The sequence below is a fragment of the Streptococcus pseudopneumoniae genome, assembly GCF_001068775.1.
In the GTDB taxonomy this organism is placed as follows: Bacteria; Bacillota; Bacilli; order Lactobacillales; family Streptococcaceae; genus Streptococcus; species Streptococcus pseudopneumoniae_N.
The window spans coordinates 1-21,271 of sequence record NZ_JWAJ01000150.1 but is presented as its reverse complement, the minus strand read 5'-3'; the positions used below and the strand labels follow the sequence as shown (position 1 = coordinate 21,271).

Genomic DNA, 21,271 nt, shown 5'->3' with positions numbered 1-21,271 from the left:
TGGTTTTTTTGAATCTATTTGAAAAGTAGTTTAAAACCCATTATTTTCGCTGAGTTCTTTGAACCAGTGACCTGATTTTTTCAGGCGTCGTTCTTGCGTTTCAAGATCAAGCTCGACCAAACCATAACGGTTTTTATAGCTGTTGAGCCATGACCAGCAATCGATAAAGGTCCAGATTAAGTAGCCTTTACAGTTAGCACCGTCTTCGATAGCGCGATGAAGTTCTCGCAGGTGGCCTTTGACAAAGTCGATACGATAGTCGTCTTGAATCATGCCATTTTCACGGAATTTGTCTTCACCTTCAACGCCCATGCCGTTTTCGGTCAACATCCACTCGATATTGGCATAGTTTTCCTTGATATTTTGAGCAATATGGTAAATCCCTTGCTCGTAGATTTCCCAGCCACGGTGGGGATTGATCTTACGACCAGGCATGACATAAGGTTCATAAAAATGTTCTGGCAAGAGTGGACTATCAGGGTGCTTAGCAAAACGTGGCGCCATGACACGTAAAGGTTGGTAGTAATTGACTCCCAGAAAGTCGACTGTATGTTGGCGAATGAGTTCCAATTCTTCTGCTGTAGAATCTGGTAGCAAATCATGCTCAGCCAAAATTTCCACTAACTCTTCTGGATATGCTCCTAAAACAGACGGATCTAGGAAAGATTGTGCCTGAAAGAGGTCGGCAATGCGAGCTGCTTTTACATCGGCAGGATGCTGGCTACGTGGATAGGCTGGTGTCAAGTTGAGGACAATTCCAATCTTAGAACCAGTTAAGACTTCATGACAAGCCTTAACTGCAAGAGTGCTGGCTAGTTGGGTATGATAGGCAACCTTTACTGCTGCTTTGGCATCTACCTTATGAGGATAATGGGCATCATAGAAATAGCCGAACTCCACAGGAACGATAGGTTCATTGAAGGTAATCCACTGGTCCACCAAGTCTCCGTAAGTCTCAAAACAGAAGCGAGCATAGTCTTCATAAGCCTTAATAGTTGCCTTATTTTCCCAACCATCTCCATCTTCTTGAAGGGCAAAAGGCAAGTCAAAGTGATAAAGATTGACTAAAAGACGAATGCCCTTAGCCTTGATGGCCTCAAAGACCTGGCGATAGAAAGCCACACCTTGAGGGTTGACTTCCCCACGTCCCTGTGGGAAAATACGAGACCACTGGATAGAAGTTCGAAAGGCTGTATGACCTGTTTCTGACAAAAGTTCAATGTCCTTCTCCCAATTTTCATAGAAGGTCGACGTTTTGTCAGGGCCAATCCCATTATAGTAGCGATTTGGCTCTACTTGGTACCAATAATCCCAGAGATTATCTCCCTTGCCGTCACCAGGCACTCGCCCCTCTGTCTGTGGTCCAGATGTTGAGGAACCCCAGACAAAATCCTTTGGAAATTTTAGCATAGCTCTACCTCTTTATTTACTCTTTTTATGTTTATTTTATCTCATTATAGAGAAAAAACAAGGCAAAAACTAGTTACATTTTTGTCTTGTTTTTCTTCTGATTATAGATTTTATTTATTTGTTAGGATTTCAAGGGTTTCAAGCAAGCTATCTGCGTGAACTTCGATTGTATCCCCTGTCGCCTTAATCTTCACTTCTACGATGCCGTCAGCTGCTTTTTTACCGACAGTGATACGGATTGGAAGACCAATCAGATCGCTGTCACTGAATTTAACACCGACACGTTCGTTACGGTCATCCGTCAAGACTTCGTAGCCTTTGTTGACCAAAGCTTCTTCGATACGATCTGTCAATGCAAGACTTGCTTCATCCTTGACATTAACCGGAATCAAGTGCACATCAAATGGCGCCAATTCTTTAGGGAAGTTGATTCCCCAAGCGTAACGGTATTCACCTTTTGGAGTTTTATTGACAAAGAGGCGAGCGTGTTGTTCCATGACTGCTGATAGGAGACGGCTGACACCGATACCATAACATCCCATGATAATTGGAACTGCACGACCGTTTTCGTCCAAGACATCTGCTCCCATACTTGCTGAGTAACGAGTTCCAAGTTTGAAGATGTGACCAATTTCAATACCACGTGCAAAGTTGAGCACACCTTGTCCATCTGGAGAGATTTCACCCTCACGAACTTCACGGATATCTACATACTCAGCAGTGAAATCACGACCCGGGTTCACACCAGTCAAGTGGAAACCATCTTCGTTGGCACCCACAACAGCATTACGACTATCTTGAACTTTACGATCTGCAATGATTTTAACATTTTCAGGTAGACCAACTGGTCCTAGAGAACCAAATTCAGCTCCCAACAATTCTTTCACTTCTGCCTCAGTTGCAGGTTCAAAGAAATCTGCTCCAAGGTAGTTTTTCAACTTGACTTCATTGAGTTGGTCATTGCCGACAAGTAGAGCTACAACTGGTTCTTGGTCTGCCATATAAACCAAGGTCTTGATTGTTTGCTCTTCAGAGACATTCAAGAAGGCAGCCACTTCATCAATTGATTTGACACCTGGTGTTTCCACGCGAGCCACTTCATCTTCAGTCACAACACGATTGCTTGGTTTGTACTCGTTGGTTGCCATTTCCAAGTTCGCTGCATAGCTTGATTCACTTGAGTAGGCAATGGTATCTTCACCAGAAACCATCCATTTGAGCAATTCTGCCTTGATTTCTTCTTGCACTTGATCAGGGATTTCATCAAACGACGCGACAGATTTATCTAAAACAACCCAACGGTCAAGGTCTGTACGAGCAGGTGTGATGGCCATAAACTCTTGACTATCCTTACCACCCATGGCTCCACCGTCACCGATGATGGCTTTAAAGTCCAAACCACTACGAGTGAAGATACGCTCATAGGCTGCCTTGTACTCATCATAAGTAACATCCAAACTATCGTAGTTAGCATGGAAGCTATAACCATCTTTCATGATGAATTCACGCGTACGAAGAAGTCCATTACGTGGACGTTTTTCATCACGATACTTAGGCTGAATTTGGTACAAGTTCAAAGGCAATTGCTTGTAAGACTTGACAGAATCACGGACAATCGCTGTGAAGGTTTCTTCGTGTGTTGGACCCAGAATAAAGTCTGACTTCTCACGGTTTTTCAATTTGTACAAGTCTTCCCCGTAGGTTTCATAACGGCCAGATTCACGCCAAAGGTCAGCACTGAGAAGGGCTGGAGCCAACATCTCAACGGCCCCCATCTTGTCAAACTCTTGACGCATGATCTTCTTAGCTTTTTCGATAACACAGTTAGCAAGTGGTAGGTAAGAGTAAACACCTGCAGATACTTGACGAACATAACCAGCACGCAACATAAGGGCGTGGCTGATAACTTGAGCATCGCTTGGCATTTCGCGAAGCGTTGGGATAAGCATTTTACTTTGTTTCATAATGACTCCTCTAATTCTTAAAAGAAGGTTCGCATGATGTCGTTCCAAGTTACGGCGATCATCAAAACGACCATAATGACAACTCCGACCAGAGTGACATAGGTTTCAATTTCTTGTTTTAGTGGTTTGCGACGGATAGCTTCTAGGATGTTGAGCACGATTTTTCCACCGTCGAGCGCAGGGATCGGAATCAAGTTGAAGATACCGATATTGATGGAAATCATAGCCAAGAAGAACAAGACATTCTCAAGACCATTCTTAGCAGCATCGCTGCTTGCCTTAAAGATAGCAACGGGACCGCCAAGCTTATTCAAATCTGGTTGGAAGATCAAGCTTTTCAAAGCATTGAGAATGCGCAAAGCTGAATCAGCAGCAGAGGCGAATCCACCTACAAACATAGACCAGATATCTGATTTGAGTCTTGGCTGAACACCCAGGATATAACGACCTTGACTTTCTTGAGGTGCCACACTGACTTGTTTTTCAGTTCCACTCTCAGCAATAGTCACATCCAAAACAGGCGCTGTTTTATCCTTGGTTTCTGCATCAACAGCCTGAATCAAATCTGCCCAGTTTGAAATCTCATGACTGCCGACCTTAGTGATTTGGGCCGTATTTTCAACACCAACCTTAGCCAAAGCGCTATCTGGAATAATATTGAAGTTATTCGTTTGCGTATCACGAACACCGCCTTGCATGAAAATCAAGATCCAAAAGACGATAACTCCTAGGATAAAATTATTCATAGGACCAGCAAAGTTGGTGATCATTTTACCCCAGACAGTCGCATTTTGATATTGGACATCTAAGGGAGCGATACGAACTTCCGTTCCATCAGCTTCCACAATGGTCGCATCATGATCAACTGAGAAGGTCTTCTCTTCTTCCAAGACCAAGCCTCTAATAAAGAGTTTGTCCTCAAAATCAAACTGGGTTACCTGCATCGGAAGAGCCGTTTGGTCAACCTTTTTACCAGAGAGATTGATACGCTTGACCTTGCCATCCGCTGCCAGTGTTAAGCTTGCGGGAGTTCCAGTCTTGATTTCTGTCGTATCTTCACCCCAACCTGCCATGCGAACGTACCCACCAAGTGGCAGGAGACGAATGGTATAGGCAGTCCCATCTTTTCCGATATGAGCAAAGATCTTGGGGCCCATACCGATGGCAAACTCACGAACCAAAATCCCAGACTTTTTAGCAAAGTAGAAATGGCCGAACTCGTGAACCACCACGATAATTCCAAAGACTAGAATAAATGTTAGTAATCCTATCATTTAATTTCTGTTCACCTTTCCTTAAAATAAGCCAAAGAGGTGCATAATAGGGAAAACTACTAGCATACAATCAAAACGATCCAGTACCCCACCATGACCAGGGATAAATTTGCCTGAGTCTTTGACTCCAAAATGACGCTTCATAGCACTTTCGATTAAATCACCCAACTGACCTGCTAGACTAAAGAAGATAGCAAAAACCATCATTTTGTAAATCCCATATGGTAAAGCAACGGTACTATCGACTAGCATAAAGATGAGCGTCGCTAGCATAGCAGCCAAGATCCCCCCTATAGCACCTTCTATGGTCTTGTTAGGCGATACTCTCGGAGCAAGCTTTCTCTTGCCAAGCTTCATCCCCACCAGATAGGCACCGCTATCTGTTGCCCAAACCAAACAAAGTCCCAAAAGGGCCTTATCCAAGCCTGCAATTCGAGCATCAACCAAGGCATTAAAGCCGAAGCCAACATAGAAACTCATGGCAATCGGAAAAACAGCATCCTCAATGGTATAGTTCTTGCTGAATACTGTCGCTCCTAGCATGATGAGGATCACAACTCCATAGGCTACAACATTCCCATCTACAGGTAAAAACTTCCAGTAGTTTTCCAAAGGCACGGTCAGAGCAAAGGTCGCTAGTAAAGTCAAGAGACCTTCAGGCGTCATGGTATTTAATCCCTTCATGCGAAGCAACTCATGCACTCCCAACATAGCCACAAGTCCCATAGCAATCTGTAACCATAGACCACCGAGGATCAAGATTGGTATAAAGATAGCCAAGGCCAAGATAGCAAAGAGCGTTCTCTTTTGTAAATCCTTTATCATAATAACTCCTATACTCCTCCAAAGCGACGGTTGCGGCGATTATACTCAACGATAGCCTCTTTTAAGGCTTCCTCGTCAAAGTCAGGCCACAAGACATCCGTGAAATAGAGCTCGCTATAAGCAGCTTGCCAAGGCAAGAAATTACTCAAACGAAGTTCACCGCTGGTCCGAATAATCAAGTCAGGATCACGCAAGACTTTTGGCAAATGTCCCGTAAAGAGGTATTCCCCAATCAACTCCTCGGTGATATCACCAGGATTGATCTTAGCATCTAAAACATCCTGTGCAATCAACTTGACTGCTTGTGTAATCTCAGCTCGTCCACCATAATTAAGGGCAAAATTGAGAATCAAACCTGTATTTAACTTAGTCAACTCTTCTGCCTTTTTCAAGGCATCAAAAGTCTGCTTCGGCAAACGATCAGTCTCCCCAATCATTTGAATCTTCATGTTCTTCTGATGCAATTCAGGAACATACTTATCATAAAATTCAACAGGTAAGTTCATGATAAATTTGACTTCCTGATCTGGACGGGTCCAGTTTTCAGTTGAAAAGGCATAGACCGTCAAGGCTTTGACACCCATATCACTAGCAGCAATCGCTACCTTTCTCAGAGCATCCATCCCAGCCTTATGGCCAAAGACACGTGGCTGCATCCGTTTTTTAGCCCAACGGCCATTCCCATCCATGATCACACCGATGTGGTCTGGCACCATTGTGGTGGCTTCTGTTGCTTTATCTTTTTTTAAAAATCCAAACATGATTGTATTCCTATTCAAAAATCTATCGTTTCATTATACCATATTTTTCATTTTTCTTCTATCATCTTCTCTTATTCTAAGGCGGAATTCGCCATATTTCTAAGATTACAAACCTTGCATTTCCTAAAGAAAGTTGATACAATAAACGTATAAAGATTAAATCCTTGTTCAGTCACAGGGATTTTTTATTGAAAGGATTTTATGATGTCAAAAAAACTCCAACGTAAAAAACAATTAAGAAACAGCCTTCGTCGTTCAGGTATATTTTCAAATGCTGTAAACAAGGTTGTCGAAGAAACAAAAAAAGTTGTAAAACATGCTGAAAAAGCAGCAAGCGATGCAGGTAAAGCTGTCTCTAAAAAGGTTGAAAAAACTGTAGAAGCAACCAAAGAGCAAGCTCAAAAAGTTGCTACTTCTGTAGAAGATTTCGCAGCTAACCTAGGGGGACTTTCAGTTGACCGCGCTAAGACTTTCTACGATGAAGGTATCAAGTCTGCTGCTGACTTCAAAAACTGGACAGAAAAAGAACTCCTTGCCTTGAAAGGAATCGGTCCAGCTACTATCAAGAAATTAAAAGAAAACGGCATTAAGTTCAAGTAATCTTTCTTGTTCCTTGCTTTTCCGTCAAAAACTTGTTAAAATAAAGCCATTAGAGGTGTTTTGAGTCCCACATTTTACAGAAAGTGGCAGTGCTGAGAAGTCCACAAATGTGTCAAAACTGGTTGCTAATGGATGAAATTAAAAATTGAAATATAAATCTTTTTGTTTCCTTTTAGGACTAGACAGCGAGTTGCAGGCTGTACTCAAGTACGGCAAGACGAGCTAACGACGTCATAAAAGTGAAACAAGAAGATTAAAGATGCGGGCATGGCCCGAAATTGGGTGGTACCGCGGATTAACACATTCGTCCCTGTCATATTGATGGCAGGGACGATTTTTATTTTAGACCCCTAGCCAAAGGAGGTTGTCATGAAACAATCTTTTAACACCAGCAAGCTCTACTATGGTTTTCCTGTCTTCATCTTGGGATATCAGGACAAGAACTTTAGGCACAATATCACGACCTGCAGTTCCTCTTATAGCCTGGGAGATTGGCTGGTCATCGGTGTTGGCGCTGAGGAAAATGCGGCTGACCAGATTAAGCATTATCAACAGTTTACCGTAAACATCCCTGATGAAAACTTCATGCTCGAAATGGAGCAGGCTGGTTTTATCAGCCATCGGGAAAAGTTAAAACACCTAGGGCTTGACTACGAAATTTCTGTACGGACTCAGGCCCCGATTTTAGAGGCATGTCCAGTCGTATTGGACTGTCAGGTAGATCGGATTATCGAGGAAGATGGCATCTGCCATATCTTTGCCAAGATTCTCGAGCGACTGGCTGATCCAGAGCTCTTGGACGATAAAGAGCATTTTAAAAATGACCGTTTTGCGCCAACTTACTTTATGGGGGATGGCCATCAGCGCGTTTACCGTTATCTGGATGACCGAGTCGACCCCATGGGAAGCTTCATCAAGAAAGCGAGGAAGAAGGATGACAAGAACTGAATTGCCAGAACAAATCGAAACGGAGCGACTGGTCTTACGAGTCCGTACCGTGCCGGATGCTGAGGATATCTTTGACTATGCTAGTCGTCCAGAAGTCTCTTACCCAGCAGGTTTTCCACCCGTCAAGACCTTGGAAGATGAGATTTATTATCTGGAGCATATCCTTCCTAAGCGCAATGAAAAGGACAATCTCCCAGCAGGCTATGGAATTGTGGTCAAAGGGACCGATACAATCATTGGTTCTGTCGATTTCCCCCGTCGCTACGAAGACGATGTACTGGAGATTGGCTATACCTTGCACCCAGACTATTGGGGCCGAGGTTATGTGCCTGAAGCGGCACGCGCCTTGATTGACCTAGCTTTTAAAGAATTGGGTCTTCACAAGATTGAATTGTCTTGCTTTGGTTACAACCTTCAAAGTCAACGAGTTGCGGAAAAATTAGGATTTACCCTTGAAGCTCGTATCCGAGACCGCAAAGATGCCCAAGGGAATCGCTGTGACAGTCTGATATATGGCTTGCTGAAGAGTGAGTGGGAGGTGATTTGATGCATCTTTTCATCATTGGGGCTCCAGCATCAGGAAAAATGACCATTGGTCAAGAGTTATCTCGACTGACAAATGCTACCCTCTTTTATAACCATCAAGCCATCGATTTTGCACTGGAAATCTATCAGGACTATACAGAGGAAATGTGGGAATTTGTTCGTGGAATGACCTTTTCTTTCCTTGGAGCAAGTGCAAGAAATCAGCGATCAGTAATTTTAACTGACGTAATTGATTTTTCAAATCAGTACCAGCTGATGTATTTAAAGCAAATTCAGGATTTATTGGATAACTTTCATCAAGAGATTCTGTTTGTTGAGTTGGAAACAAGTCTTGAAGAGCGTTTACATCGAAATCGAACGGAGAACCGATTGAAGCACAAGCCCTTGAAACGGCATATTGAGGTATCTGAAAGAGAAATTTTAGAGACCGCTGAAACACTTCAATTAAATTCCCAGCATCAACCGAATGAGCTACACCACTACCTTAAAATAAATAATACGAATCTGTCTGCAGCCGAAGTTGCTAAGCAGATTCAAGAAAAAATGAAAACAATAGAGAGAGGACACACACATGTCTAAACAAACTCAATAAGATGTTCTCAAGACTCAAGGAGTTCAAAAGTCTAAAACTTTTTGATCACGCATTCCACCGCCAGACGTAATTAGAAAATTCTACCTTGATCAAGCTTGGGGTACATCCTTCAGAGTAAATGAATTACAAAGAAACTGGGATTTCCCATTAAAGCCTGTAGCTGAGTCCCGAAGGATATCTAAGTCAGTTGAGTCTGGTCTATTGAAGGATGAATTAAGGGAGAAAATAGATGGCTAAAAAGAAAAATAGAAAAAAAGAATTAAAACGCCAGCAAAAGTTGGATATCAAAGTTATTTCTGAAGAAGAGGCTGCTTGGACAGAAATCATGGCCAAAAATCCAACTTTTGTAGAACGTCGGACCATTCAAAATTTCGATGAACTACATACAGCAGTGATGCAATATGCTGATGAACACGGAGAGTATCCAGATGTTCAGCTAATTAATTACCAACTGAAAAATAGGACTTTTGATTGGAATCAGGATCATGCTTTATTTAGAGAAGCTATGCATACTCCGAATACACAGAAGCGAAATAAACTGTTAAAGCAAGTTTTAAAAATCAATCCAGATTACTTTGCTGCTGATTTTCATTTATTCTTATCAGAGGTTAAAGACTTTGATTTGTCAACCTTTAAAAAAGTATTGGATTTTGAAGTTCTAGTTTTAGAAAAATGGAAAATGAACGGATACAATAGTTGGAATTATTTTGAAGCACGCCCTATCCTGTCTGCTCTCATGTTTCTGATTGAATATTATATGACGGAGAACTTAAATTCTAAGGCTATAGAATTGATTGACCTATATTTGAGTAAGCGACCAGAACGTTTTCCTCCTAATTTTGTCTTCTGTATGCTTTCCTTGTATCATATTACTGGTCAGGAACTAAAGGTTGAGCGCTTCTACCGTGAAGAATTGAATAAAGGGAAACGGGACGATACCATTCTTATTCATGCCATCATCTCTGCTTTTTCTCAAGGAAAAATTGAGGAAGCTAGTCAGCTATTTGCAAAATTAGTGGAAATCAATGATGAAGCTGTTGAATTCTTTATAGAGGAAGATTGGCAATTCAAAGTTATAGAGATCGAAGACCAAGAATGCTACTGTCCAAATTCAGTTGAATCGTTACAAGCTAGTTTGTATCCTCTATTTGATTATTTACTAGAAAATATTATTTTAACAAAATTTCTAACAAACGAAGCCAAGAAGTTCCGTCGTAAACCAGTATTTTCGAATGACTCCAGTATGATAAAAACTTTATCCGAGGTATCCGACTGGTACTCCCTTATGAGCGATGAAAAAATGAAGGGAATCCGGATGGATCTTGTTCACATCTTTGTTGAAAATGGAATTCGTAGGTCTACAGATTTCAAAAAATGGACCGAAAAAGAAGTTCTCGCTTTGAAGGGGATTGGTCCTGCTACCGTTCAAAAACTGAAAGAAAACGGTATACAGTTTAAGAACGAGAAGTAATTGTTTATTGAGGGGGGGAGGTGAAATTGTCTTGAATGAAATTTCTAATTTCATCCTGTATACTACACCAAATGGCGACGTTCAGCTAGATATCCTTTTACAGGATGAAAATCTTTGGTTGACTCAAAAAGGTCTTGCAGAGCTCTTTGGAGTTGAACGAAGTGTTATTACAAAGCACTTAAAAAACATTTATGATAGTGGTGAGTTGGCTAAGGTGTCAACTTGTGCAAAATTTGCACAGGTTCAACAAGAGGGAAATAGAACTGTCCGGCGTGAACTTGAATATTACAATCTGGATGCTATTATTTCAGTCGGCTATCGTGTAAATTCTAGCAAGGCTACTCAATTTAGAATCTGGGCAACCAAGACCTTGAAAGAATTTATCATCAAAGGTTTTATTTTAGATGATGAACGCTTGAAACAAGGACAGACAGTTTTAGGACAAGATTATTTCCATGAACTTTTAGAACGAATTCGCTCTATTCGTTCTAGCGAGCGCCGAATCTATCAACAAATCACGTATATCTTTGCTGAATGTGCCATAGATTATGATAGAAACTCAGATATTACTAAAAATTTCTATGCTATGGTACAAAATAAATTTCATTATGCAATTACTGGAAGTACTGCTGCAGAAATTATCTATCAGCAAGCCGATGCAAGTAAGGAAAAAATGGGATTAACTACTTGGAAGAATGCACCTAATGGGAGGTACTCAAGTCAGATGTAACAGTGACTAAAAACTATCTGCAAGAAAAAGAAATTCGACAACTAGAGCGAACTGCTACAGCCTATTTTGATTATATCGAGGATTTGGTTGAGCGCCGTAATACTTTTACAATGCGAGGATTGGCGGATAGTATTGATCGTTTTCTTTTTTTAATGAATATGAAATCTTAGAAGGAAAAGGAAGTATTTCCAAGAAACAAGCAGACTCAAAAGCTATCCAGGAGTATGATAAATTTAACCGAACTCAAAAAATCATATCAGACTTTGATAAACATATTATGAAGATAATGAGAGAAAGTTAATGTAAAATTTTTCACGGTTTCTTTGCTTATAGAAGATAATGATAAAAACAAGATGAGTTGAATCAAAGCCTATCTTCTACCTACTAATTTTATTTAAAGATATAAACTAGAAAGGACAAACACATGTCTAAAGAACTTTCACCTAAATACAATCCAGCCGAGGTTGAGGCTGGTCGTTACAAAAAATGGCTTGACGCTGATGTTTTCAAGCCTTCAGGCGATAAAAAGGCTAAGCCTTATTCGATCGTTATTCCACCACCAAACGTAACTGGGAAACTCCACCTTGGTCACGCTTGGGATACGACTTTACAGGATATCATCATCCGTCAAAAACGCATGCAAGGTTTTGATACGCTTTGGCTTCCAGGGATGGACCACGCGGGGATTGCAACTCAAGCTAAGGTTGAGGAGCGCTTGCGTGGCGAGGGCATTAGCCGTTATGACCTCGGCCGTGAGAAGTTCCTGGACAAAGTCTGGGAATGGAAAGACGAGTATGCGACGACTATCAAGGAACAATGGGGCAAGATGGGTCTCTCTGTAGACTACTCTCGCGAGCGTTTCACTCTTGACGAAGGTTTGTCAAAAGCCGTTCGCAAGGTCTTTGTGGACCTTTACAAGAAAGGTTGGATCTACCGTGGTGAATTTATCATCAACTGGGACCCAGCAGCTCGCACAGCCCTTTCTGATATCGAGGTGATCCATAAGGACGTCGAAGGTGCCTTCTACCACATGAACTACATGCTAGAAGATGGTTCACGCGCTCTTGAAGTTGCGACCACTCGTCCTGAGACTATGTTTGGGGACGTTGCAGTTGCGGTCAATCCAGAAGACCCACGCTACAAGGATTTGATCGGTAAAAACGTCGTCCTTCCTATCGCTAATAAACTCATCCCAATCGTTGCAGATGAACACGCAGATCCTGAGTTTGGTACTGGTGTCGTGAAAATCACGCCTGCCCATGATCCAAACGACTTCTTGGTTGGACAACGCCACAACTTGCCACAAGTTAATGTTATGAACGACGACGGAACCATGAATGACTTGGCCTTCGAATTTGCAGGTATGGACCGTTTTGAAGCTCGTAAGGCTGTCGTTGCTAAGTTGGAAGAAATCGGCGCTCTCGTTAAAATTGAAAAACGTGTCCACAGTGTTGGTCACTCAGAGCGTACAGGTGTCGTGGTTGAGCCACGCTTGTCTACGCAATGGTTCGTTAAGATGAACCAATTGGCTAAAAATGCTATTGCCAACCAAGACACAGAGGACAAGGTCGAATTCTACCCTCCACGTTTCAACGATACCTTCCTTCAATGGATGGAAAATGTTCACGACTGGGTTATCTCTCGTCAGCTTTGGTGGGGTCACCAAATCCCTGCTTGGTACAATGCTGAGGGTGAAATGTACGTCGGTGAAGAAGCCCCAGAAGGTGACGGATGGACTCAGGACGAAGACGTCTTGGATACGTGGTTCAGTTCTGCCCTTTGGCCATTCTCAACTATGGGCTGGCCTGATGTTGACTCAGAAGACTTCAAACGTTACTTCCCAACTTCAACCTTGGTAACAGGTTACGACATCATCTTCTTCTGGGTGTCTCGTATGATCTTCCAATCCTTGGAATTCACTGGCCGTCAGCCATTCCAAAACGTCCTTATCCATGGTCTCATTCGTGATGAGCAAGGACGTAAGATGTCTAAATCTCTCGGTAACGGGATTGACCCGATGGATGTTATCGAGAAATACGGTGCCGATGCCCTTCGCTGGTTCCTTTCAAACGGTTCTGCACCAGGGCAAGACGTGCGCTTCTCTTACGAAAAAATGGATGCGTCTTGGAACTTCATTAACAAGATCTGGAACATCTCTCGCTACATTCTCATGAACAATGAAGGTTTGACCCTTGAGCAAGCAACTGCCAATGTGGAAAAAGTAGTTAACAAGGAAGCTGGAAACGTCACAGACCGCTGGATTCTCCACAATCTCAACGAAACTATCGGCAAAGTTACTGAAAACTTTGATAAGTTTGAGTTTGGTGTTGCTGGACACATCCTCTATAACTTCATCTGGGACGAGTTTGCGGACTGGTACGTTGAGTTGACCAAGGAAGTCCTTTATAGCGATAATGAAGAAGAGAAAGTCATCACACGTTCTGTTCTCCTTTACACTTTGGACAAGATCCTTCGTCTCCTTCACCCAATCATGCCATTTGTGACAGAGGAAATCTTTGGACAAATCTCAGAAGGTTCTATCGTTACAGCAGCATACCCAACTGTCAACCCAGCCTTTGAAGACCTTGCGGCTCACACTGGTGTCGAAAGCCTCAAAGACTTGATCCGCGCTGTTCGTAATGCGCGTGCGGAAGTAAACGTTGCTCCAAGCAAGCCTATCACCATTCTTGTTAAGACAAGCGATAGCGACTTGGAAGCCTTCTTTAACAGCAATGTCAACTACATCAAACGCTTCACAAATCCAGAACACTTAGAAATCGCATCAACCATCCCTGCACCTGAACTCGCAATGTCAAGCGTCATCACAGGAGCAGAAATCTACTTGCCACTGGCAGACCTCCTCAATGTCGAAGAAGAACTGGCTCGTCTCGACAAGGAACTAGCTAAATGGCAAAAAGAACTGGACATGGTCGGTAAGAAGCTCTCTAACGAACGCTTCGTAGCAAATGCCAAACCAGAAGTCGTTCAAAAAGAACGCGACAAACAAGCCGATTACCAAGCTAAGTACGATGCGACCGTAGCACGTATTGATGAGATGAAGAAGTTGGTGAAATAAAATCGAGTAGTGGCTAAGACTAGCCCCTCTCCCACCACGGTACGTGCCATTCGGTATACGGCGGTTCAACTAACTTTTAACGCATGTCGTTGAAGGCAATAATCCAAACACGAAACCAGTCCTCGCTTTTCAAGGACTGGTTTTGATATATCGCGTTTAAGTATCGATTTCTGAGCTACTAATTGATAGTGGTCACCCCAGCCAGATACCTTATCTGCTATCCATTTAGGAATTCCTAACTTAAGTAGGATCCACAGTTACCTAGGTTTCTTTTTCCATTCCTTTCAGATAATCACTCATAGGGGAGCACGCAAGCGCTCATCTATACTAGTGACTATGCGCTTCATATTTCCCAGTGAAAATAGTTTATCTATCCCCGAATTGACAAATTCAGTTGCTCAAGAGTTTACCAGTATTGGGGAGCCCACAGAGGAATGTACGACATGTCCATCGTACTAAAAATGGCAAATCTCAATTTAAGAGATTTGCCATTTTTTATATATTTTCATCTTGCAAATCGAGTTGCTTCACTCTAGCAATATAGTAAGACATTATCAAAACCAAATTAAAGCTGACAATCCAAATAGACCATTCATGGAGAAAATGCATAGATACAGCCAAGCTAATAGCACCCACTACGAAACTGCCTACAACAATGCCATAGTTCAAGGCTTGACGACGATATTCTTGAACATCTCCTTCTCCTCTAACGATACGATACAAAGCGGTCAACATTTTTCGGTAATTTCCAGACGTCATAAAAATGACATAGGGATGATCTTCAATCAAACTACCCGTAAATGTTAGCATCATCATTCCAGTTCCAAAAGCAATAAAAGGAACTTCTAATAGAGGAAAGCGGGAAAAGAAGGGCAGAACAAGGGTCCCGATAAATAAGGGAAGCAGCATCTTAACTCGCCAATAAGCTGTTTTACGATATTCCTTCATGTGTAAGGCAAAAAGAAATCCTAGGGAAAAGAATATAATCGAGCAGAATCGCAACATGGTATTGATGACATGTGAATCGTGCCAATCTGATATCAATAGGAGAATGTTCCCTGTCTGTGTCGCCACCAAACTATGGTACTGGATGTGACAGAATACATCCAAAGAACCACCGATAAAGCCAAGAAACACTCCCATGAGTCGTGTGTTTTGAGGTAAAATTAATTTATCCGTCATTGATTCATCACTCGTTTCCCTTTAATGCATTCATTATACCACTTCTCTCGGAGAAACTAAGTGAAAAACGGTCAGTTCAGGTAGACATGATTACATATACTCCTAAGTTAGTCTCATCTTTGGAGTTCATTTATGACGTCTTATCAACTTCAAATGCTGTAGGTACTCATCAACTGAACTATTTTTAAACAAATTATTTCTGTACTCAAACCTATGGCTGAATCAAAGCAACGCTAGATACAGTTCCATCTGCGCCTGTTGTAATTTGGATGATTTTTCCACCACCAATTTTGGCATTGTATTTACCATCATCAAGGGTATAGGCATAGCCTTGGATAGAGTAGTTTTCTTTCTTACCATCACTAGATTCTACTGTAAATTGACCACCTGATGAAACAGTAATAGTCTCGCCATTAGCTCCCTTCCAGTTGCCAGCTGCAGCAGAGAAATCTCCATCAACCATGGTTAGAACACCCTTGTAACGTTTGTTGTGCTCTGCTTGCTTATCTTGAAGTTTGCGGTCAGTAGTTGGATCATAAGTTGACTGGCTAGTCTGTGCTTGAGAGCCTTGCTGATTTGAGGGAGTTTGCGAAGATGCCTGTTGGTTAGAAGCTTCTTGGCTCTGTCTTGTTTCTGGCGCTGGTGTTGCTTGCGATTGATTAGCAGTAGTTGCTGACTGGTCAGAAGAAGCTACCTTAGTTTTTTCTGATGAAGTTGAACTTGCGGACTTCTGAGTCTTGTTCTCTTTACTTGAAGAACTTGCCTTAGAACTAGAAGATGCTTGTGTTGTCTTGCTAGAACTATCACTTGTCGTATTTTCTTTCTTATTACCACAAGCTCCCAATAGCAGGGTTGAAGCGAGTACAGTTGCAGCCATTAATTTGATAGAAGTTTTATTTTTCATTTTATGCTCCTTTTGTAACATTTTTGAAATGTTAAGAAATATATTTGTAACATTATTGTAATATTTGTTTTGAAATTTGTCAACTACTTATCTAAAATTTTTTAGAATTATTTTTTAGTACATTTATTTCCTTATCCCTCCTATATCTTTTATTCGTAAAGAATTAAAAAAAACAGGAAAATTTTTCCTACTAAAAATACTATATTTTACAAGTGTAATCGCTTGCATTTTTTTCTTGAAGGGCTATAATAAAATTGAAATAGAATATTGGAGGTGTAAGCTTATGTTAAGCAAATATTACAAGTATCTTCCTTGGGTGATTTTAGATGCTTTCGTTTCTTATGGGGCGGCTACTCATTACGCTCAAACAACATTTGATTTGTTCTATCTAACTGCTATTTTCATGATTGTCTACGTGGCTTTATTGTATTTACACGAAACCTATTTAAAATATAAATACAAGGATTTATTCATTCGAATCATGAGCAATTCAAAGAAAGATAAACATCCTTAATTAGTAAAGCAGTCAAATAGCATCAAAAAAGAGGTCGGGAAAAAATCCCGACCTCACTTTTTTATGAATAATAAACCTTTGATACGATAGCTGACTTGGCTTGTGACGCAAACTGTATTTTCTCTATTCTCAAGCTTCAAACAGCCATCGGATTTGTTGAAACTTCTCAGGACTGAGACTAGGAAATCAAGACTTGATCTATCGATTTCTGTCCCAAAGCTTTTTATTTCAATCGATAGGTTTTTCTTGGTTTCTTTTTAGGAACTCGTTTGAGCCCAACTTCTTCTACATACTCACCGTATTTTACGAGAAAGTTATTGCTGACGATTGGTCGTCCTGGGTTGATGAGATTGACCAATTCGGTCCCTTCATAGACAGTGAACTCCTCCTCTAGCAGATAGAGGAAGGTCGGATTCCAGTCAAGACGCCCTTGTATTCGTTTAATAGACTCTTGGATAATGGCATAATGGTCAAAGGCGAAGGCTTGCTCCCCCAGCTCTAGTCCCTCTAGGAAGCACTTGCCCGTCTGAAAATCAACATCGACAAAAACCACATCTTTGGCATCATCACCAGCTTGAACGAGATCAAGTGCGCGGCTAGGTAGATACACCAAGTGGGCGATAGTAACCGTCCAGCCCCGCGGATCACGACCTGGAGTAGATACTGTCATCAACTGTTCAATTTTTTCCAAAGGAAGGTCAAGGTTAACCTCCTCTCTCACTTCACGCTGACAAGCATGGGCAGCATCTTCCCCTTTATCCATAAAACCACCGACCAAGGCCAAACAGTTCTGATAAGGATGGGCCTTACGGCGGATTAGTAAGAGTTTGATTTTCCCTTCCACAAAGCAATAAGCTACCATATCCACCGTCACGCTCGGTTTTTCATACTGAGGAAGTTCCTGTTTGTAGTACCAGTCTAAAAATTCTTCCTGACTTGCATGGATTTCAAAATATTCTCTCTCTGTCATTCCAGCCGGGATTATCGTTTCAGTCATCTTATCCCTCCTTGACAGCCTTAGTCCATTGGTACCAACCGACTAGACTATTGATGGTATAAACCCAGTACATTCCTTGGATATGGATGTTTTCACCCCACCAGAGATAAATACTAAAGAGATTGGTTGCAATCCAGAAAATCCACTGCTCACGGTAAAGACGTGTCATCAAGAGCTGACCAACACCATTGGTCGCATCGGTAACACTGTCACGGAAAGGACGAGCACTGCTGATACTTTGGTAGGCTAATCCCATGCCAATCCAGATGATAGCAGTCAAGGCCAAGTACTTGAGCCAATCAATCAGACCGAGTTTCTTAGCTTCAAAGTGAGACTCCTCTGGTTTTCCTTGCTCATTGATCCGATTAGACAACCAAGCATAGAGACCAATAGGCTGCATGACAAAGAAATAAACTGTGGTCAAAACTTCGCCATAGAAAGTAGCATTCATAGCTAGGACCAAATAGATTGCAGAGTTAATAGCACCAAAAAGGTAGTTACTAGCTCGACCTTCAGCTACTAAGATAACGCAGACAATCCCTGTCCAAGAAGCCAAGAGACCAATCCAGTCATGACTTTCTGTGTTTTGTGTAAACTCCAGAATAAGAGGAACACTTGATAAAACAATCAAATAGAGCCACTGGAAAAGACTACGGCCTACAAAGAGGTCTTTCCAAAGCAAACGCATAACTCCTGCAAAACCAATTTTACGAGCTTCTGCGTGAACATTTTTAAAGTTTTCAATAAATCGTGTGATTTTTTCAGTTATTTTTTTCATTTTCTTCTCCTAATCTGCTTGGTAAATGGCATCAATAGCTACTTTTGCTGCTTCATAATTTCCTAGATAGTCATCAGCTAGATAAACATGAGGGATATTGGCTAGATATTGCTCCCTCATCATATCCAAATGCTGAGAAAAACTGTGACGGATATGGTCTTCTGCCATGGTCATGTCGCGAAAACCATCATTGACATAAGAGCCAATAGGTTGCACAAAGAGGATTAAATCCCACTTTTCCTTGGCTAAGATTGAGATAAAGAGATTATCAAAGGTCTCTACGGACAAGTCCTCCTGCTCTTCGCTTTCCATGTAGTAATCGTAGTAGCCCTTGGTTACTAATGAATTGGTATCTGCAATGACTAGGCCTCGATTGGCATTGCTATCGATTAACTTGGAAGTTTGGTCATATTGGCCCAAAAGAAGGTAATAATAATCTTTGGGGGTAAGCTCATCATCTCGGACATTATTTTTTATCTGATACTCACGAGCATATTCCAGACTGACTGGCGCATCATAAAAGCGAGCTAAATCCTTGGCTAGAGTTGTTTTACCATTACTAGCACTTCCCATAATCAACACTTTTTTCGTAAACTGACGGCGGAAAGGTTGAGCGATGTATTTCCAATATTTGCTTGGATTTTCTCGAATCATGGTAGCCGAAATTCCAAATTTTCTTTCCTGCAAAACAGTCTCGAAACCACGTTCTGACAATTCTTGTTGGTATTCGGACTCTCCTACAAAAAAGATTAGTTCCTGACCAGTCTGGTCATAGGAAATGGCCTGCAACATCTGATCCAACCACTCCTGCCAGCCCATTGGATAGCGTGGAATATTGGTTTCGTCAAGTTTACAAACAGAAGTCAACTCATCATCTCGAAATGCTTCACGAATATAGCGAAACCTCTTTTGTAGTGTAAGTCCAATCTGTTCACCACGATCTCCCTTATAACCTGAAACTACCACCCATACAGCATCGCATTGTCGTTTTGCTCTTTGGATTAAATCAATATGCCCCTGATGCAAGGGAGCAAAGGTTCCAAAAACCACTGCTATCTTTTTTTTCATATCTCTTTAACCTTTTTATAAATTTTTATATTTTATATTATACTTTACCTTTCTGTATTTGTCAACACTTTTTTATTATTTTTTATAAAAACATTTCTTAAGGTAATTTCTCAAAGTAACTTCCACTTTCCTGACCAAAGTGGAAATTAGTCTAAAACGGATTTTTATGGTGGAATTAAGTGTGAGACGTTTGTGGTAGAAATGAGGCCTACTATGATCAAACATAAACACCTTACCCTTTCAGACCGTAATGATATCCAATTAGGTTTAGAGCGCGGTGAAACCTTCAAAGCTATCGGGCAACTTATTCTAAAAGACCCGACTACTGTTTCCAAAGAAGTCAAACGAAACAGACTAGTCAGAGAGTCTACGTGTGATAACCTCCCTTGTCCTTTACTTGCCAAAGCTCCCTTTGTCTGTAATGGATGTCCTAAAAGAAGACAAAACTGTGGCTATCAGAAAATCTTCTACCTCGCCAAACAAGCTCAAAAGCAGTACGAACAAACTCTTGTCGAAGCTCGTGAAGGAACTCCTCTTAATTCTCAGACTTTCTGGAACATGGATAAAATTATTTCTGATGGGGTTAAAAAGGGACAACACATCTATCATATCCTCAAAACTCATAACCTTGATGTTAGCTCCTCAACTGTCTATCGACACATCCGAAAAGGTTACCTGTCTATCGCTCCGATTGATCTTGCTAGAGCTGTTAAATTTAAAGAAAGAAGAAAAAATAATCTACCTTCCATCCCTAAAGAAGCTAAAAAAGGCCGTTCCTATGAGGATTTCCAAAACTATTTAGCCCTTAATCAACTAGACTCTTGGCTGGAAATGGATACAGTTATGGGCAGAATGGGAGGGAAAGTCCTACTCACCTTCAACCTCTCTTTCTGTAACTTTATCTTCGCTAGACTTCTGGTTAATAAAACTGCCCTTGAGGTTACCAAACACCTTTATAAAATCAAGAACACTCTTCACCAAGCGGACAAAGATTTCTTCCAACTCTTTCCTGTCATTCTGACTGATAATGGTGGAGAGTTTGCCAGGGTTGATGACATCGAAATGGATGTTCGAGGAGAGAGCAAGCTCTTCTTTTGCGACCCTAATCGCTCTGACCAGAAAGGGAGAATTGAGAAAAATCACACGCTGATTCGCGACATTCTACCTAAGGGAACTTCCTTTGACAACTTAACTCAAGAGGATATTAATCTCGTCTGTTCGCATGTCAACAGTGTCAAACGCGCTGCTTTGAATGGAAAGTCAGCCTATGAACTCTTTGCCTTTACTTACGGAGAAGAAATTCCTAAACTTCTCGGCATTTCTAAAATACCTGCAGAAGATGTCTGTCAGTCTTCTAAATTACTCCAACATAAAATCTAAAAACTAACCAAAAAACCCATTCAAACGTCTCATACTAACTTCCACCATAGCGGAACTTAATCTGAAACGCTTTCAGATGAGGGGATTTTGTGCGCTCTTTTTTCTATTCCTTTCGACTACAAAAGCGATGAAATCAAGCATGAGTAAAACCAGTGGAACTTACCCTGACACGGAATTCCACTGGTTTTTACAATTTTTATCAGACTAACTTCCACTTCTACTAGCGGTGGAACTTAGTTTGGGAATTTAGC

The 21,271-nt window shown here is 41.4% G+C and carries 18 protein-coding genes and 2 pseudogenes; 9 read left to right on the top strand and 11 right to left on the bottom strand.

Going from position 1 to position 21,271, the window contains the following annotated elements:
- Window positions 1-30: 30 nt before the first annotated feature.
- From ADF68_RS09500 to ADF68_RS09480, 5 genes are all read right to left on the bottom strand, one after another.
- Complete coding sequence (locus ADF68_RS09500; protein WP_049549600.1) at window positions 31-1,410, bottom strand: glycoside hydrolase family 1 protein; 1,380 nt, start codon at window positions 1,408-1,410, stop codon at window positions 31-33.
- A gap of 110 nt (window positions 1,411-1,520) precedes the next feature.
- Window positions 1,521-3,374: a proline--tRNA ligase gene (locus tag ADF68_RS09495; RefSeq protein WP_049549599.1), complete on the bottom strand. Its 1,854-nt coding sequence runs from the start codon at window positions 3,372-3,374 to the stop codon at window positions 1,521-1,523.
- A 17-nt stretch (window positions 3,375-3,391) separates the two neighbouring features.
- Complete coding sequence (gene rseP / locus ADF68_RS09490; RefSeq protein ID WP_049549598.1) at window positions 3,392-4,648, bottom strand: RIP metalloprotease RseP; 1,257 nt, start codon at window positions 4,646-4,648, stop codon at window positions 3,392-3,394.
- A 21-nt stretch (window positions 4,649-4,669) separates the two neighbouring features.
- Entirely contained in the window at window positions 4,670-5,473 is an 804-nt protein-coding gene (locus ADF68_RS09485) for a phosphatidate cytidylyltransferase (RefSeq protein WP_049549597.1), read from the bottom strand.
- An 8-nt stretch (window positions 5,474-5,481) separates the two neighbouring features.
- Window positions 5,482-6,234 (bottom strand): isoprenyl transferase, encoded by a 753-nt coding sequence (locus tag ADF68_RS09480; RefSeq protein ID WP_049549596.1) that lies wholly within the window; start codon window positions 6,232-6,234, stop codon window positions 5,482-5,484.
- 204 nt (window positions 6,235-6,438) lie between these two features.
- Between ADF68_RS09480 and ADF68_RS09475 the strand changes: the two genes are divergently transcribed.
- From ADF68_RS09475 to ADF68_RS09445, 7 genes and pseudogenes are all read left to right on the top strand, one after another.
- Window positions 6,439-6,834, top strand: a complete 396-nt coding sequence (locus ADF68_RS09475) for a helix-hairpin-helix domain-containing protein (protein ID WP_049549595.1) — start codon at window positions 6,439-6,441, stop codon at window positions 6,832-6,834.
- Window positions 6,835-7,203: 369 nt separating this feature from the next.
- Window positions 7,204-7,782: a flavin reductase family protein gene (locus tag ADF68_RS09470; RefSeq protein ID WP_049549594.1), complete on the top strand. Its 579-nt coding sequence runs from the start codon at window positions 7,204-7,206 to the stop codon at window positions 7,780-7,782.
- Complete coding sequence (locus ADF68_RS09465; RefSeq protein WP_049549593.1) at window positions 7,769-8,329, top strand: GNAT family N-acetyltransferase; 561 nt, start codon at window positions 7,769-7,771, stop codon at window positions 8,327-8,329. The genes ADF68_RS09470 and ADF68_RS09465 overlap by 14 nt, the downstream gene beginning before the upstream one ends.
- The gene (locus ADF68_RS09460; protein WP_049549592.1) at window positions 8,329-8,907 is read left to right on the top strand and encodes an AAA family ATPase; all 579 of its coding nucleotides are present in this window, start codon (window positions 8,329-8,331) and stop codon (window positions 8,905-8,907) included. Before ADF68_RS09465 ends, ADF68_RS09460 begins: the two co-directional genes overlap by 1 nt.
- 242 nt (window positions 8,908-9,149) lie before the next feature.
- Window positions 9,150-10,391: a hypothetical protein gene (locus ADF68_RS09455; RefSeq protein ID WP_049549591.1), complete on the top strand. Its 1,242-nt coding sequence runs from the start codon at window positions 9,150-9,152 to the stop codon at window positions 10,389-10,391.
- A 31-nt stretch (window positions 10,392-10,422) separates the two neighbouring features.
- Window positions 10,423-11,422: pseudogene (locus tag ADF68_RS09450) on the top strand (virulence RhuM family protein).
- A 123-nt stretch (window positions 11,423-11,545) separates the two neighbouring features.
- Window positions 11,546-14,197, top strand: a complete 2,652-nt coding sequence (locus ADF68_RS09445) for a valine--tRNA ligase (RefSeq protein WP_049549590.1) — start codon at window positions 11,546-11,548, stop codon at window positions 14,195-14,197.
- Between the two features lie 65 nt (window positions 14,198-14,262).
- Here ADF68_RS09445 and ADF68_RS11300 read toward each other — a convergent pair.
- From ADF68_RS11300 to ADF68_RS09430, 3 genes and pseudogenes are all read right to left on the bottom strand, one after another.
- Window positions 14,263-14,600, bottom strand: a pseudogene (locus tag ADF68_RS11300) (group II intron maturase-specific domain-containing protein); the annotation flags it as partial.
- A gap of 92 nt (window positions 14,601-14,692) precedes the next feature.
- The gene (locus tag ADF68_RS09435; protein ID WP_049549589.1) at window positions 14,693-15,379 is read right to left on the bottom strand and encodes a YoaK family protein; all 687 of its coding nucleotides are present in this window, start codon (window positions 15,377-15,379) and stop codon (window positions 14,693-14,695) included.
- Between the two features lie 211 nt (window positions 15,380-15,590).
- Window positions 15,591-16,283 (bottom strand): hypothetical protein, encoded by a 693-nt coding sequence (locus ADF68_RS09430; RefSeq protein ID WP_049549588.1) that lies wholly within the window; start codon window positions 16,281-16,283, stop codon window positions 15,591-15,593.
- 283 nt (window positions 16,284-16,566) lie between these two features.
- Between ADF68_RS09430 and ADF68_RS09425 the strand changes: the two genes are divergently transcribed.
- Window positions 16,567-16,797 (top strand): hypothetical protein, encoded by a 231-nt coding sequence (locus ADF68_RS09425; RefSeq protein WP_049549587.1) that lies wholly within the window; start codon window positions 16,567-16,569, stop codon window positions 16,795-16,797.
- A gap of 223 nt (window positions 16,798-17,020) precedes the next feature.
- On the opposite strand, the gene ADF68_RS09420 is transcribed toward ADF68_RS09425, so the two are convergent.
- The 3 genes from ADF68_RS09420 to ADF68_RS09410 are packed head-to-tail and all read right to left on the bottom strand — an operon-like array spanning window position 17,021 to window position 19,640.
- A complete protein-coding gene (locus ADF68_RS09420; RefSeq protein WP_049549586.1) occupies window positions 17,021-17,794 on the bottom strand; it encodes an NUDIX domain-containing protein in 774 nt (257 codons plus the stop codon).
- 1 nt (window position 17,795) lies between these two features.
- Window positions 17,796-18,572, bottom strand: coding sequence for a nicotinamide riboside transporter PnuC (gene pnuC, locus ADF68_RS09415; protein ID WP_049549585.1), 777 nt, complete (start codon window positions 18,570-18,572; stop codon window positions 17,796-17,798).
- A gap of 9 nt (window positions 18,573-18,581) precedes the next feature.
- The gene (locus tag ADF68_RS09410; protein ID WP_049549584.1) at window positions 18,582-19,640 is read right to left on the bottom strand and encodes an AAA family ATPase; all 1,059 of its coding nucleotides are present in this window, start codon (window positions 19,638-19,640) and stop codon (window positions 18,582-18,584) included.
- A gap of 213 nt (window positions 19,641-19,853) precedes the next feature.
- Here ADF68_RS09410 and ADF68_RS09405 point away from each other — a divergent pair, with 213 nt between their 5' ends.
- Entirely contained in the window at window positions 19,854-21,020 is a 1,167-nt protein-coding gene (locus ADF68_RS09405) for an IS30 family transposase (RefSeq protein ID WP_049548801.1), read from the top strand.
- The last annotated feature ends 251 nt before the right edge of the window (window positions 21,021-21,271 follow it).

Coding starts and splice junctions, on each gene's coding strand:
- ADF68_RS09500 (WP_049549600.1), bottom strand. CDS start 1,410: ATGCTAAAATTTCCAAAGGATTTTGTCTGGGGTTCCTCAACATCTGGA.
- ADF68_RS09495 (WP_049549599.1), bottom strand. CDS start 3,374: ATGAAACAAAGTAAAATGCTTATCCCAACGCTTCGCGAAATGCCAAGC.
- rseP (WP_049549598.1), bottom strand. CDS start 4,648: ATGATAGGATTACTAACATTTATTCTAGTCTTTGGAATTATCGTGGTG.
- ADF68_RS09485 (WP_049549597.1), bottom strand. CDS start 5,473: ATGATAAAGGATTTACAAAAGAGAACGCTCTTTGCTATCTTGGCCTTG.
- ADF68_RS09480 (WP_049549596.1), bottom strand. CDS start 6,234: ATGTTTGGATTTTTAAAAAAAGATAAAGCAACAGAAGCCACCACAATG.
- ADF68_RS09475 (WP_049549595.1), top strand. CDS start 6,439: ATGTCAAAAAAACTCCAACGTAAAAAACAATTAAGAAACAGCCTTCGT.
- ADF68_RS09470 (WP_049549594.1), top strand. CDS start 7,204: ATGAAACAATCTTTTAACACCAGCAAGCTCTACTATGGTTTTCCTGTC.
- ADF68_RS09465 (WP_049549593.1), top strand. CDS start 7,769: ATGACAAGAACTGAATTGCCAGAACAAATCGAAACGGAGCGACTGGTC.
- ADF68_RS09460 (WP_049549592.1), top strand. CDS start 8,329: ATGCATCTTTTCATCATTGGGGCTCCAGCATCAGGAAAAATGACCATT.
- ADF68_RS09455 (WP_049549591.1), top strand. CDS start 9,150: ATGGCTAAAAAGAAAAATAGAAAAAAAGAATTAAAACGCCAGCAAAAG.
- ADF68_RS09445 (WP_049549590.1), top strand. CDS start 11,546: ATGTCTAAAGAACTTTCACCTAAATACAATCCAGCCGAGGTTGAGGCT.
- ADF68_RS09435 (WP_049549589.1), bottom strand. CDS start 15,379: ATGACGGATAAATTAATTTTACCTCAAAACACACGACTCATGGGAGTG.
- ADF68_RS09430 (WP_049549588.1), bottom strand. CDS start 16,283: ATGAAAAATAAAACTTCTATCAAATTAATGGCTGCAACTGTACTCGCT.
- ADF68_RS09425 (WP_049549587.1), top strand. CDS start 16,567: ATGTTAAGCAAATATTACAAGTATCTTCCTTGGGTGATTTTAGATGCT.
- ADF68_RS09420 (WP_049549586.1), bottom strand. CDS start 17,794: ATGACTGAAACGATAATCCCGGCTGGAATGACAGAGAGAGAATATTTT.
- pnuC (WP_049549585.1), bottom strand. CDS start 18,572: ATGAAAAAAATAACTGAAAAAATCACACGATTTATTGAAAACTTTAAA.
- ADF68_RS09410 (WP_049549584.1), bottom strand. CDS start 19,640: ATGAAAAAAAAGATAGCAGTGGTTTTTGGAACCTTTGCTCCCTTGCAT.
- ADF68_RS09405 (WP_049548801.1), top strand. CDS start 19,854: ATGATCAAACATAAACACCTTACCCTTTCAGACCGTAATGATATCCAA.